General features: G+C 55.6%; 12 protein-coding genes and 2 pseudogenes. 7 read left to right on the top strand and 7 right to left on the bottom strand.

The features are described from left to right. From Q0562_RS12770 to Q0562_RS12795, 7 genes and pseudogenes are all read left to right on the top strand, one after another. A partial coding sequence (locus tag Q0562_RS12770) for an RnfABCDGE type electron transport complex subunit G (protein WP_298644954.1) occupies positions 1 to 323 on the top strand: 323 nt, incomplete at its 5' end. Positions 324 to 413: 90 nt separating this feature from the next. Then, a pseudogene (dcm, locus tag Q0562_RS13855) lies at positions 414 to 1598 on the top strand (DNA (cytosine-5-)-methyltransferase); the annotation flags it as partial. A gap of 285 nt (positions 1599 to 1883) precedes the next feature. Then, positions 1884 to 2429: an HNH endonuclease gene (locus Q0562_RS13860; protein WP_366144794.1), complete on the top strand. Its 546-nt coding sequence runs from the start codon at positions 1884 to 1886 to the stop codon at positions 2427 to 2429. Then, positions 2426 to 2677, top strand: coding sequence for a hypothetical protein (locus Q0562_RS12780; protein WP_298644959.1), 252 nt, complete (start codon positions 2426 to 2428; stop codon positions 2675 to 2677). The genes Q0562_RS13860 and Q0562_RS12780 overlap by 4 nt, the downstream gene beginning before the upstream one ends. A 210-nt stretch (positions 2678 to 2887) precedes the next feature. Then, positions 2888 to 3175, top strand: coding sequence for a type II restriction endonuclease (locus Q0562_RS12785; RefSeq protein ID WP_298645106.1), 288 nt, complete (start codon positions 2888 to 2890; stop codon positions 3173 to 3175). A 22-nt stretch (positions 3176 to 3197) separates the two neighbouring features. After that, positions 3198 to 3737, top strand: a complete 540-nt coding sequence (locus Q0562_RS12790) for a DUF924 family protein (RefSeq protein ID WP_298644961.1) — start codon at positions 3198 to 3200, stop codon at positions 3735 to 3737. A gap of 201 nt (positions 3738 to 3938) precedes the next feature. Further along, positions 3939 to 4635, top strand: a pseudogene (locus Q0562_RS12795) (IS1 family transposase); the annotation flags it as partial. Between the two features lie 173 nt (positions 4636 to 4808). Here Q0562_RS12795 and speD read toward each other — a convergent pair. The 7 genes from speD to ilvD all read right to left on the bottom strand — a co-directional run bounded on the left by speD (position 4809) and on the right by ilvD (position 12782). Next, entirely contained in the window at positions 4809 to 7073 is a 2265-nt protein-coding gene (gene speD / locus Q0562_RS12800) for an adenosylmethionine decarboxylase (protein WP_298644964.1), read from the bottom strand. A 93-nt stretch (positions 7074 to 7166) separates the two neighbouring features. Continuing rightward, positions 7167 to 7694, bottom strand: coding sequence for a flavodoxin (locus Q0562_RS12805; protein ID WP_298644967.1), 528 nt, complete (start codon positions 7692 to 7694; stop codon positions 7167 to 7169). A 12-nt stretch (positions 7695 to 7706) separates the two neighbouring features. Further along, positions 7707 to 8576, bottom strand: coding sequence for a bifunctional methylenetetrahydrofolate dehydrogenase/methenyltetrahydrofolate cyclohydrolase FolD (gene folD / locus Q0562_RS12810; RefSeq protein ID WP_298644970.1), 870 nt, complete (start codon positions 8574 to 8576; stop codon positions 7707 to 7709). A 16-nt stretch (positions 8577 to 8592) separates the two neighbouring features. Beyond that, positions 8593 to 9006 carry an HIT family protein gene (locus Q0562_RS12815; RefSeq protein ID WP_298644973.1) on the bottom strand — a complete coding sequence of 138 codons (414 nt, stop codon included), beginning with the start codon at positions 9004 to 9006 and terminating at the stop codon, positions 8593 to 8595. A gap of 79 nt (positions 9007 to 9085) precedes the next feature. After that, positions 9086 to 9397 (bottom strand): H-NS histone family protein, encoded by a 312-nt coding sequence (locus Q0562_RS12820; protein ID WP_298644975.1) that lies wholly within the window; start codon positions 9395 to 9397, stop codon positions 9086 to 9088. Between the two features lie 137 nt (positions 9398 to 9534). Next, positions 9535 to 10917, bottom strand: a complete 1383-nt coding sequence (locus Q0562_RS12825) for a M48 family metalloprotease (protein WP_298644978.1) — start codon at positions 10915 to 10917, stop codon at positions 9535 to 9537. Positions 10918 to 11099: 182 nt separating this feature from the next. Continuing rightward, the gene (gene ilvD, locus Q0562_RS12830) at positions 11100 to 12782 is read right to left on the bottom strand and encodes a dihydroxy-acid dehydratase (protein ID WP_298644981.1); all 1683 of its coding nucleotides are present in this window, start codon (positions 12780 to 12782) and stop codon (positions 11100 to 11102) included. Between the last annotated feature and the right edge of the window lie 11 nt (positions 12783 to 12793).

Here is a 12793-nt window from a genome sequence, read left to right on the forward strand (position 1 = left end):
ACCGCACCCACACCGACAAAGGCTACAACGGCAACATCACCCTGCTCATCGGCATCGCGCCTGATCACAAAACCCTGCTCGGCGTGCGCGTCCTCGAACACAAAGAAACCCCCGGCCTCGGCGACAAAATCGATACCCGCATCAGCCCATGGATACACAGCTTTGCCGGCAAAAGCCTGGACGACACCCGCTTCGCCGTGAAAAAAGACGGCGGTGACATCGACAGCTTCACCGGCGCGACCATCACCCCGCGCGCAATCGCCAACCAGGTGGATACCACCCTGCGCGCCGTGCGGGATGGCACGGTACAAAGCGCCCGCTGACACCGCATCTCACGGGCAAAATCCCATAAAACGGGTGTAAACGGGAAAGGGACAGGGCATAATGTCCGTAAAAATACCCAGAGACAGCCCATGAACCCATCCCACGCCCTGCTCATGCAGGCACGCAGCCGCTTCAGCCAGCGGGAAATCGCCGCCCACGTCGGCAAAGACATCAAAACCGTCCGCCGCTGGGAAAAAGGCGAGACCCCATGCCCGGCCATGCTGGAAGCCGCATTGCGGCAACTTGTCGGCCAGACATCCGGCGGAGAGACAGAAACGTCTGCCTTCCGCTTCATTGACCTGTTTGCGGGCATCGGCGGCATCCGCCTCGGCTTCGAAGCCCACGGCGGCACCTGCGTCTTCACCAGCGAATGGAACGACTTCTCCCGCAAAACCTACCTGGAAAACCACGGCGACCACCACCCCTTCATTGGCGACATCACCACCTTTCCCGCAGCGGACATCCCCGACCACGACGTACTGCTGGCCGGATTTCCCTGCCAGCCGTTCAGCATCGCGGGCGTCAGCAAAAAAAATTCCCTCGGCAGGCCGCACGGCTTCGAATGCACCACGCAGGGCACCCTGTTCTTCGATGTGGCGCGCATCATCGCTGCCAAACGCCCGCGCGCCTTCCTGCTGGAAAACGTGAAAAACCTGCTCTCGCACGATGGCGGCAACACCTTCCGCACCATCCTGCACACCCTGCGCGACGAACTGGGCTACGACGTGCATTACCGCGTCATTGACGGACAGCACTTCATCCCGCAGCACCGCGAGCGCATCATCATCGCGGGCTTCCGCGAACAGAACGGCTTTTCCTGGCACGACCTGCACCTGCCGGATGACAACCCCCGCCTCGCGGACATCCTGCACAAGACCGACGGCACCGAACCCCTGCTGCCGTGGGATGACGACCGCTTCTTCAACCACGAAAAACAGGCCGTGCAGGACAAATACACCCTCACCCCCCGCCTGTGGGACTACCTGCAATCCTACGCAGCCAAACACCGCGCGGCAGGCAACGGCTTCGGCTACGGACTGGTGCGCCCCGACGGCATTGCCCGCACCCTCTCTGCCCGCTACTACAAGGACGGCTCGGAAATCCTCGTCTGGCAGGGGGACAACCGCCGCCCGCGCCGCCTGACCCCGCGCGAATGCGCCCGCCTGATGGGATTCCCGGACACCTTCCGCATACCGGTAAGCGATACGCAGGCGTATAAACAATTCTCCGTCGCCGCTGTCGTACCCATGATAGAGAATGTGGCGCAGTGTATAGTGGCGCAATTACCCAAACCTATTGCAGCTATGAATAACATCATCACCCCATCTGAAAATGCCTTTACATCCAAAGGAAATTGGACACGCGAGCAAACTATCCTTGCTTTCCATTTCTACTGCCAGACACCATTTGGACAATTACATTCGAAAAATAAAAAAATTATAGAACTTGCTCAACTTATTGGCAGGACACCCAGCGCCCTCGTAATGAAATGCGTAAACATTGCCAGTATTGACCCTACCATCAAATCCAGTGGCAGAACGGGATTAAGCAATGCCTCTATGTTAGACAAAGAAATCTGGCAAGAATTTCATGATGACTGGGATGGCTTAGTCGAGCAGGCAGAAGCATTGTTAGTATATTTGCGAAAAAACTACATACAGCATCAAATAGATGAAGAAGAAGTGAATATAGGCTATACAGGGGAAACCCGTATCACGATTGTCAAGCAGCGGGTAAAACAAGCCTTTTTCCGCCGCTCAGTATTAAGTAGCTACGGCGGACGGTGCTGTATAACCGGCGTTTCTGACAGCCGTTTCCTCGTTGCCAGTCATATCGTCGCATGGCGTGATGATGCTTCTATACGCTTAGACCCTGCCAATGGGCTGTGTTTATCGACAATTCATGATAGAGCCTTCGATAATTACCTGTTCTCCCTGACGGATGACTACCGCATAATCCTGTCAAAAGCACTACGCGATACACAAGACAAATTTCTACGCGATATATTCTGGCCGCTGGCTGATACCTCAATAACGCTTCCGGAACGCTTTGTTCCCAACCCTGCCTTCATCGCAAGGCATAGAGAAAAAATAGGTGATATATGACTGAAAAACTTGATAGGGATTGGCTTGCTAACTTTGACAAAGCCTTACTTGAAAACTATAATGTTGATCACGAGGTGCTTGGTATTGATGAAGAATCCATGATATCTTGGAATAAAGATAGGACGCCAAGGAAAACGGCATTATGGTATGGTGAAAAATACGATCTAATAACTTTTGATTATTTTACTCAAAAGGAGAGTAAAGAAAATGCTCGCAAAAAAAATATTGGAAAAATACGGATCTTATAAAGAGATGCCAGACTAATTACGTTTGATGAAAAATTAAAGACTATTCGTACACGACAAAAAAGCCCCTCCCTCACTGGCCGCATTCCGCAAAACATAAGCGTTTTTGCGGGAGCTTGGTGGAGGGGTTTGGGGTGAGGGTTAGGAAAAATCCACAAAGCGACAAAACCCAACAACCACGCCGCTTGACGAAGCATTGACATATGCAGCTTTATTGAGAGGCAAATTCTTATCGTGTACGAAAAAGTACGGAAAACCGACCATGCTCGAAGTCAAATTCTCAACGAAGCAAAAAGAATCAGGAAAAAGCACCTGCTGACCATCGAGCCGGGCATCAGTGAAAAGCAGACCGCACAGATGCAGGCGGCAAACATGCAACTGGTTATCCCGCAAGGACTACACAAAACCTATACCCCTGCACAACAGCAATGGCTGATGACCGTCCGCGAATTCACGGGCATGGTCGGCATCCGGCAGGAACGCGCCCGAGCGGGCAAATAAAACCATCCAAAAAGGAGAAACCATGACTCCGCAAACCATCCTTGACTACTGGTTCAGTCCGGAAAGCCAACCTTGGTGGTTCGCCAAAAGCGACGCCTTCGATGCCGGCATCCGCGCCCGCTTTGCCGGCATCTGGCAACAGGCGGCGGCGGGCGAACTCAGCCACTGGCGCAAAACCACACGCGGCCGCCTCGCCGAAATCATCATCCTCGACCAATTCTCGCGTAACCTGCACCGGAACAGCCCGCTCGCCTTCGCGCAAGACGGCATGGCGCTCATCCTCGCGCAGGAAATCCAGCGGCAAAACGACTTCGCCGCCCTCAGCCCGACCGAACACCAATTCGCCCTGCTGCCGCTAATGCACAGCGAAAGCGTCGCCATCCACGCCGCCGCCGTGGATACCTTCGCCCGCTATACCGAGCCGCACGTCGTCGAATTCGAGCGCAAACACAAGGCCATCATCGACCGCTTCGGCCGCTACCCGCACCGCAATGCCATCCTCGGCCGCACCAGCAGCGCTGAAGAAACCGCCTTCCTGCAACAACCCGGTTCTTTCTTCTGATTCAGAGGAAACACCCTCTACGAGATAGGCAGCGCGCCATATTCCATACCGGCGCAAATATGGAAGAGCGGGAAATACCGCAGAAGAAGTGTGTGATTTGCTGATAGGCAACACAATGTTTGGTGATGTACTAAAAAGTATGCTGACAGAGGCAGTAAACAGAAGCCAAAAAGCAACGGGCAGATGCGTTATATCGTGTCTGTGAAAATACGATCAACACTCTGTTGCCCCCGTTGCCACGGGCAGAGTATAAAGAAAAATGGCACCAAGCGCGGCGGCAAACAAAATTACCTCTGCAAAGATTGCAGTCGCCAATTTATTGGCGACCATAATTTGACCTATATTGGGTGTCGTTCAAACATTATTAAAATTATCCTCAAAATGCTGGTTCGTAATTGTGGCATTCGTGATATTTCCGAAATAACGGGATGCTGCAGGTACAAGGTACAGAAGGTACCGAAAACGTCACAACACCATGTTCTTCCTGAGAAAAATCATTACGACGCTTTAGAAGTAGATGAACTTTGGACCTTCGTGTTGGCAGTAAAAAGAACAAGGTATGGCTTATCTACGCTTATGACCGTAGTGGCGGCGAGATAGTGGCTGCCCGGGGGAACGAGATATTGCCACGGTTAGGGAACTGGAAACGCGTTTAAACGATCTAAAGATGACTTATGGGAATATCGTGATGGATAAGTGGCGGAGTTTTGCTGAAGTATTTGGCAGTGAAAAATCGAATATTGGCAAGAAATATACGGTGGGAATTGGAGGTAATAATTGTTATCTGAGACACCGGATCAGGCGGATTGTGAGGAAAACCTGTTGTTTTTCAGAGAAATTGCTCTACCACTTCAAGGCCTTTAATCCGGTTTTTCACGACATCAACTATGGCTTTGTCCAGTCCGGCATACTTTTCAGGCTACCGCCCAAAAAAATACGTGAGAAAAATTATGCCCCAAATGCAGTACTTTTGAGGAAGCATTATTGTCGTATTTTTATCCTGATTAACTATATCGTCGCTTCAAATGGGAATGAGGCTAGGCAGCAGGGCGGTGCAACGATTCCTTGCCGTCACGCGGCGGCATCGCCGCCGCTACCGCGCGGCATAATGCGCCGGTTGCTGTGTGCGGGGCGGAGTGCGGTTTCCAGTACGCGGCAGGCGCTGTCCATGTCGCCGTCGCAGAGATAGACGTCGAGAGCGGCGAAGCGGTGTTCCGGCCAAGTATGGATACTAAGGTGCGATTCGGCGAGCAGCAACACGCCGGTCACGCCCGCCCCCGCGCCGAAATGGTGGAAATGGGCAGCGAGAATGGTCGCCCCCGCCGCTTGCGCCGCCTCGCGCAGGATGCGTTCAAGGCCTTCGGCGTCGCCAAGCAAGGCGGCATCGCAACCGTAGTAGTCAAGCAGGGCGTGGCTGCCGGTGATGTGGCGCGGGGTGTCTATCACGGTTTGCGGCAGATAGCGGGTGTAGGTGTTTTCGCCTGCGGCGGTGAGACAGAGATAGTGTTGTGCCCGGGTCATGCCAACGTAGAGCAGGCGGGCATTTTGCTGCTGTTGCGCTTCGTTGTTATCCGGCAGGTTATCGATGCTTGCGACGATAACGCGCGGGAATTCGCCGCCTTTGCTGCTGTGGATGGTGCAGACCAGCAAACGCTGCGGATCGGGGCGGTAGTTTTTGCGTTCGGCGCTGCTGACAGGATTTTGCAGGGGGATGCCGGCATTGCCCAGGGTATGGGCCAGAGCCTCGCATTGTTTGTTGGTGTGGCAGAGGACGGCAATATCACCATAGGCCGCGCCTTCGTTATGCCAGGCATGGATTTTGGCGATGATGGCCTTGATTTCTTCACTACGCGAGGCGAAACGCAGAAATTCCGGTTCGTGACCGCTGTGTTCACCGCCCGCTTCAACGGCGACGGTGGGGATGCTCTGCCCATCATCATTATCAACAAGTTCCTCTTCTTCTGGTTCAGAGGTAAAAATATTGATGCCGTCTGTAATATCAATGGGGGTATCGTCCATAAAGCGGTGCTTGAATTCATCGGCATAGCGGCAGATTTCTTCGCTATTACGGTAGTTCATGTGCAAGACGCTGGTACGTCCTTGAGCACGAATATTGACGGATGCTAGTGAGAAGTTGAGACCGTGCCGCTCGGGAAAATAGAGATTCTGCGCATCGTCATAGAGAAAAAGTAGCCGTTGTTCTTTGGCGTCTGCGCCTTCCGGCATTTTGACAAGTGCCCGCAGCCAGTCTTCGGCGAAGTCGTGCCCTTCGTCTATCAATACCGCATGATATTGACCGCCCGGGATACGGCCATCGGCGACGGCGGTGCAGATGGCATTGGCCAGCGCTTCGGGATAGTTATTGCTGAATGGAACGCCGATGCCATAGCTGCTTTTCATTTCCCCGCACCATTCGTGGAAATGGTGGATTTCAAGGTGTGGCACGCCGGCAAGGCGCGCCCTGAGCAGGCTGGCAAGCATGATGTTGTAGCAGATGATGAGGATGGGCTTGTCGGGGTTTTCTGCGGCGAGCTGGCGGGCGCGGTGTTGCAGGATGATGGTTTTGCCTGAACCCGCCACGCCGTGGATGACGCGGTGGCCTTCGCCCAGTTTGCGGGCAAGTTCTTCCTGCCTGGCATCCATGATGTGGATGATGTCGTCGTGATCAGGCTCTACTTCAAAAATTCTTTTTTGCGGCTCTTCGATGATGAATTCGGGGTAGATGTGCGCCCGCACGCGCTCGCTTTGCTCGGCGGTGAGAAGATCCAGCGGGCGGAAGGGCTGCATGGCATGCAGTTTGGCGAGGAAGGCGTCGCGATCCAGTCCGCCCGCTTCAATGTCTTCTTTGTACCAGGTGAGATGCGGCGGGAAGCAGTCTTCCAGTAGTGTGCGTGCGGCTTCGCTGATGCGGCTGCGCTGCCAGTTGCACATTACGGCGCCAAAGGCCCAGGGGAAGAGCAGTTTGCCCTGGTATTTGCCGTCGGCATGACGCAGGCGGCTGTCTTTTTTCATGCGGTCGATAATCGGCAGGCAGCAACCACGCGCCTGTTCCAGCGGGTTGGCGGTTGTGATGCGCTGATCGCCGCTTTTCAGGATGACGTGTTCCTTGTCCATCCCCTTGATATTGCCCATATGCCAGTCCTTGATTTCCAGGCACCACAGACCGTGACCGGGGTGGAAGATGAGGAAATCCGGATAGCGGCGGATACTGCCGCTGGTAGCGACGTTGTACCAGACGAGATAGTCGTCATCGAGGTAGTCATGCAGGAGCTGGGCGAAGCGTTTTTCGCCGACCGTCATTTTGCTTTTTTTCAGGGGAGTGAGGATTTGTGCCACGGGGTGTCCTTGTGTGGATTGGTGGTTGTCAGCAGGCATTATCCCGCTGCCTAGCACCGCTGTTAAAAAGCCCGCGAAGCGGGCTTTTGTCGGTCAGGCGAGCAGTTGCGGGAGAACTTGATCCACCCACGCTTCCAGCCGTTCCTGGGTTTTCTCCGGCTGGCTGTCTTCATCCAGCGCGAGGCCGATGAAGTTGCCGTTTGCCTTCACCGCTTTGGATGTGGTGAATTTGTAGCCGTCGGTCGGCCATTCGCCGATGAAGGTCGCGCCTTGCGCACTCAGTTGTTCACCAATCATCCCCAGTGCGTCCAGGTAGTATTCGGGGTAGCCGATCTGGTCGCCGAGGCCGAACATGGCGATTACCGTACCTTCAAGGTTGGCCGAGGCGATTTTGTCCACCACCTGCTCCCAGTCGTCCTGGTATTCGCCGTAGTTCCAGGTCGGCATGCCGAGGATGATGCGCTTGTAGAGGAACATGTCGTTCGGGTCGTCAAGGTCGATGATGTTGATGGGGACGATTTCCAGACCGTGTTTTTCTTTGATGTAGGCCTCGATGCGATAAGCGACGTCTTCGGTCATGCCGGTGGTGCTGCCGTAGAAGAATCCGATTTCCTGGCTCATGCGTTGTCCTCCTTATTTGCGGCCATGCAGGGCTTCGGCGCAGGCGAGGGTGTTGCGCAGCAGGCAGGCGATGGTCATCGGCCCGATACCGCCCGGCACGGGGGTGATGGCGCCTGCCACTGCCGTGGCCGAAGCAAAGTCCACATCGCCGACGAGGCGGGTTTTCTCGCCATCGGCGATGCGGTTGATGCCGACGTCAAGAACGATAGCGCCGGGTTTCAGCCAGTCGCCCTTGACGAGTTGCGCCTTGCCGACGGCGGCGATGACGATGTCGGCTTCGCGGCAGAGGGCTGGCAGGTCGGGACTGCGTGAATGGGCGATGGTAACGGTGGCATTCGCCGCGAGCAGCAATGCCGCCATCGGTTTGCCGACGATGTTGGATCTGCCGATGACGATGGCGCGTTTGCCGGCGAGGTCGCCCAGGCGGTCGCGCAGGATGAGCGAGCAGCCAAGCGGGGTGCAGGGAATGGAAACGGGGTTGCCCGTCCACAGGCGGCCAACGTTGACGGGGTGGAAGCCGTCCACATCTTTGTCCGGGGTGATGGTGTTCAGCACGGCGTCGGCGTCAAGGTGTTTCGGCAGTGGCAGTTGCACGAGGATACCGTGTACTTTCGGGTCGGCGTTGAGTGCGGCAACTTTGGCGAGCAGGGCTTCCTGGCTGGTGTCGGCGGGCAGTTTGTATTCAAGGCTGGCAAAACCGACTTCTTTGGCCTGGATGCCTTTGTTACGCACATAGACTTCGCTCGCCGGGTCGTTGCCGACGAGAATGACCGCGAGGCCGGGCTGAATGCCGGTTTTTTCGCGGAAGGCGGCACAATCGCGCGCGACTTCGGCGCGGATGTTGGCGGCGAAGGCTTTGCCGTCAATGATTTCTGCTGACATGTCTTTTCTCCTGCTTTCAGTTGGTCAGTGCGGCGCGGATGGCGTCGGCGGTGTCGCGCAGTCCGGCCAGATCCGCCGCCCCTTTGCCGTGTGCGCCGAGCGCTTGCCCCGCCCACATCGGTATCAGGTGCATATGGTAATAGAAGACGCTTTGCCCTGCCGCCTCGCCGTTGTATTGCACGACGCGGATGCCATCCGCCTGCAAGGCCTGTTTCTGCGCGCGGGCGAGTTTCTGGCTGAAGAGGATGATGTGTTGCAGCGAAGCGGGGTCGGCATCGAAAAGGTCGGTGGCAAAGTGTTTCGGGATAATCAGGCTGTGCCCTTTGCTTTGCGGAAAGGCATCCATGAAAGAAAAAAGGTGATCGTCTTCGTAGATTTTGGCGCAGGGGATTTCCCCGGCCAGGATTTTGTGGAATATGGTGTCGCTCATTGTGTTTTCCTCGCGGGATAAATAAAAAAGGCACGGTAATGAATCGTGCCTTTTATCCGTTCTTGCGGCATGCAGGGATTTATTGGATTAGCAGGTCGTGTTCGTTACCGCCATGTTCAAGATGCTCGATGAACCATTGCGGCTTGCGCCCCATGCCGCTCCAGGTTTGTTTCGGATTGGCGGGATTACGATAGCGCGGCGGCATGACCGTACGTTGCACCGGGCCTTTATTGCCTTCCATACTGGTGATGAATCGTGCCGCCTGCCGTTGCGCTTCGGAAAGAATATCGCGGGCGCGTTTCTTCTTTTGGCGATCAATGTGATTGATCAGGGCTTCAAAGTCATCGTTGTTCAGGTTATCGACTTGATTGAAGAGTTCTTCTAGGCTCATGGTATGTCCTCTGTTTGTTTAAGAAAGCGGCGCAATTATATATCCATATTCGCTAATATGTAAAGCGTCAGTATCATATCAGCAGAAAAATACTTGCCTGCCGCTTTCTTCTCTTTGCATAAGCGCTGTTTTCTTTGTCATTTTTCATTTTCTGCCTCCTCTTTCATTTTCTCGTAGCGTTTTTGCAAACCGGATACTTTCTGCCGCTCGTTATCCGGCAATGTCGGATCTTTCAGGGCGCGCGATACTTGCGCCTCGGCCAGTTTGTAATCGCCAATCAGGGCGTAGTATTTGGCGGAAAGCAGGAATTGTTCGGCGCTGCGGTGCTCGCGGTCGAGCAATTCTCCATACAGGTCGTAATATTGCACGGCACCGGGATCACGGGCGATTTGTCCTTGCAGGAGTTTTTCCGCCTCCCGGTATTTGCCGCTGGCCATCAGGCTGCGGGCATAGGGGATAATCAGGTTCTCATTATTGCGCCAACGCCGCCAGGCATTGCCGAGAATGTTCTCGGCATTTTGATTATTGCCATTGGCGAGCGCCTCTTCGCCATGCAGCCGGGCAAAGGCGGCGTTTTTATCGGCAGGCAGGGTAGACAGTATGTCCGCCAGCGCGGCGCGGTCATAGCGGCGCTGGGCATCGAGTGCCCGGCGGTATTGGGCGGCGAGCGGGTCGGCAGGCTGGAATTCGCGCTGTTTGTAGCGGCTGTATCGCCCAATGGCCGCTTTGGCGAGTTGGTAATCGAGCGGATTGCGGGTGGACTTGTTTTTTTCCGCTTTTGCCAATTGGCGGTCAATGCGGTTTTGCGGCAAGGGGTGGGTCAACAAGAATTCCGGCGGCTGGCTGCCGTGTATCATCAATTTCTCAAAGAAGACTGCCATTTGCGCTTCGTCATAGCCTGCTTTACGCAGGATTTTCACAGCGACATCATCCGCCTGTTGTTCATGGGCGCGTGAATATTCCAGTTGTTTTTCGCGGATATAGGCTTGCGAGCCGATAATTGCCGCTTGTGCGCCTTGCGGGCTGTCGCCGGCAGCGGCGACGGCAATACCGGCGAGCATGCCGATGGCCTGCATCCAGCCGTATTTCTCGGCATTGGCGATGGAGCGTGCGATATGTGATTGGCTGACGTGGCCGATTTCGTGCGCGATGACGCCCGCCAATTGGTCTTCGTTATCGGTCATGGCAATCAGGCCGCTGTTGATGCCGATATAACCGCCGCCGGTGGCAAAGGCGTTGATGGCGGGTGAATCGATGACAAAGAAATGGTAACCGGAAGCGGCAGGCGCGTATTTGCCGAGGCGGTTGCCCAATTCGCGTACATATTGCGTGATTTCCGGCTGTTCGAGCAGTTCACCGTTTTGCCGCAGGCGGCCTTCGACCGCCATGCCGATATTGCGCGCTTTATCGCCGCTAAATATGCGTTTTTCGGGATTGCCGAGATCGGGCAGTTCGATATCGGCAGCATGAACACCACAGGCGGCAAGCGTGGCGAGCAGGATGACAAGCGGTTTTTTCATGGGTTTCCTCCCGGTGTGAATGGCCGGATATAGTGGTTTCAAGCAGGGATAAGATAAAGCGGCAAAACCGAAGGCAGTACAGAAACTGCGGCGCGGGTTTCCCATAAAAATCGCGTAGCAATTTTTATGGGTATCCGCTCAGGCTTGCCTGCACCGTATCACCCCTATTTGCAACACAATAATCAGAATTCATCCGTCACGCAGCCTTTGGAGGCGGAGCTGACGGTACGCGCATATTTATAATGCACACCCCGGCGCGCACTTTCTTTCAAGGGCGGTTGTACCCATTTGGCGCGGCGGGCTTGTAATTCTTCTTCGCTTAAATGAACGTCAATGGTGTTTTTCACCGCATCAATGGTGATGATGTCGCCGTCTTCAATCAGGGCGATATTGCCGCCTTCCTGCGCTTCGGGCGAGATGTGGCCGACGACAAAGCCATGCGAGCCGCCGGAAAAGCGGCCATCGGTAATCAGCGCAACCTGCTTGCCCAAGCCTGCTCCCATGATGGCCGAGGTCGGTTTCAGCATTTCCGGCATTCCGGGGCCGCCTTTCGGCCCTTCGTAGCGGATGACGACAACCGTTCCCGCCGTCACCTCGCCTTTGGCGATGCCTTCGTTGGCGAGAAATTCGCCTTCATAGACCTTTGCCCTGCCGGTGAAGGACAACCCTTCTTTGCCGGTAATTTTGGCAACCGCGCCTTCGCTCGCAATATTGCCGTAGAGGATGCGGATATGGCCGGTCGCCTTGATGGGGTTTTCCAGCGGCCGGATGATTTGCTGCCCCGCCGTGAGGCCGGGCACAGCGGCGAGGTTTTCCGCAACCGTTTTGCCGGTGACGGTCATGCAGTCGCCGTGCAGCAGGCCGTTTTCCAGCATGTATTTCATCACCGCCGGCACGCCGCCGATGTGGTGCACATCTTCCATCACGTATTTGCCGCTCGGCTTCATGTCGGCCAGCATCGGCGTGCTCTCGCTCAGGGCGGCGAGTTCGTCGATGGAAAACGGGATCCCGGCGGCACGGGTGATGGCGAGGAAATGCAGCACGGCATTGGTCGAACCGCCGAGGATGATGGCGAGGCGGAAGGCGTTTTCCACCGCCTTGCGGGTCACGATGTCGCAGGGGCGGATGTCGTTATCGAGCAGATAACGCAGCGCCCGGCCGACGCGCAGGCATTCCTGCCGCTTGGCCTCGCCCGCCGCTGGGGTGGACGAATTGAACGGCAGTGCCATGCCCAGCGCCTCGATTGCCGCCGCCATCGTGTTGGCGGTGTACATGCCGCCGCAGGCCCCCTCGCCCGGGCAGGCGCAATGAATGACTGCGCGATATTCCTGTTCGTCAATCGCCCCCGCCACCTTCTGCCCCCAAGCTTCAAAGGCAGAGACGACATCAAGCTTGCGCCCCTGATAATGCCCGGCGGCAATCGTGCCGCCATAAACCAGAATGGAGGGACGGTTCAGGCGCAACTGTGCCATCAGCGCGCCGGGCATATTTTTGTCGCACCCCACCACCGTCACCAGTGCGTCATAACACATCGCCTGCATGAAGGTTTCGATTGAATCGGCAATCACATCGCGCGAAACCAGCGAATAGCGCATTCCCTGCGTGCCCATCGAAATGCCGTCGCTGACGCCGATGGTATTGAAGATCAGGCCGACGCTGTCCGTATCGCGCACCCCTTCCTTAATAAGGGTGGCGAGATCGTTCAAGTGCATATTGCAGGGATTGCCTTCATAACCCGTACTGGCAATGCCGACCAGCGGCTTGCGTAAATCATCATCCGTCAGGCCGATGGCGTGCAACATCGCCTGCGCGGCAGGCTGGGTATCGTCCTGGGTGATATGTTTGCTGTATTTGTTAACTGACATAAAAGAAACCA

The organism is uncultured Cardiobacterium sp. (assembly GCF_938028825.1).
Lineage (GTDB): Bacteria > Pseudomonadota > Gammaproteobacteria > Cardiobacteriales > Cardiobacteriaceae > Cardiobacterium.

Excerpts from the sequence above, each read along its gene's own strand:
- Q0562_RS12815 (WP_298644973.1), bottom strand. The coding sequence starts at position 9,006 with ATGAGCGACACCATATTCCACAAAATCCTGGCCGGGGAAATCCCCTGC.
- Q0562_RS12790 (WP_298644961.1), top strand. The coding sequence starts at position 3,198 with ATGACTCCGCAAACCATCCTTGACTACTGGTTCAGTCCGGAAAGCCAA.
- Q0562_RS12780 (WP_298644959.1), top strand. The coding sequence starts at position 2,426 with ATGACTGAAAAACTTGATAGGGATTGGCTTGCTAACTTTGACAAAGCC.
- Q0562_RS13860 (WP_366144794.1), top strand. The coding sequence starts at position 1,884 with ATGTTAGACAAAGAAATCTGGCAAGAATTTCATGATGACTGGGATGGC.
- Q0562_RS12805 (WP_298644967.1), bottom strand. The coding sequence starts at position 7,694 with ATGAGCCAGGAAATCGGATTCTTCTACGGCAGCACCACCGGCATGACC.
- Q0562_RS12825 (WP_298644978.1), bottom strand. The coding sequence starts at position 10,917 with ATGAAAAAACCGCTTGTCATCCTGCTCGCCACGCTTGCCGCCTGTGGT.
- folD (WP_298644970.1), bottom strand. The coding sequence starts at position 8,576 with ATGTCAGCAGAAATCATTGACGGCAAAGCCTTCGCCGCCAACATCCGC.
- Q0562_RS12820 (WP_298644975.1), bottom strand. The coding sequence starts at position 9,397 with ATGAGCCTAGAAGAACTCTTCAATCAAGTCGATAACCTGAACAACGAT.
- ilvD (WP_298644981.1), bottom strand. The coding sequence starts at position 12,782 with ATGTCAGTTAACAAATACAGCAAACATATCACCCAGGACGATACCCAG.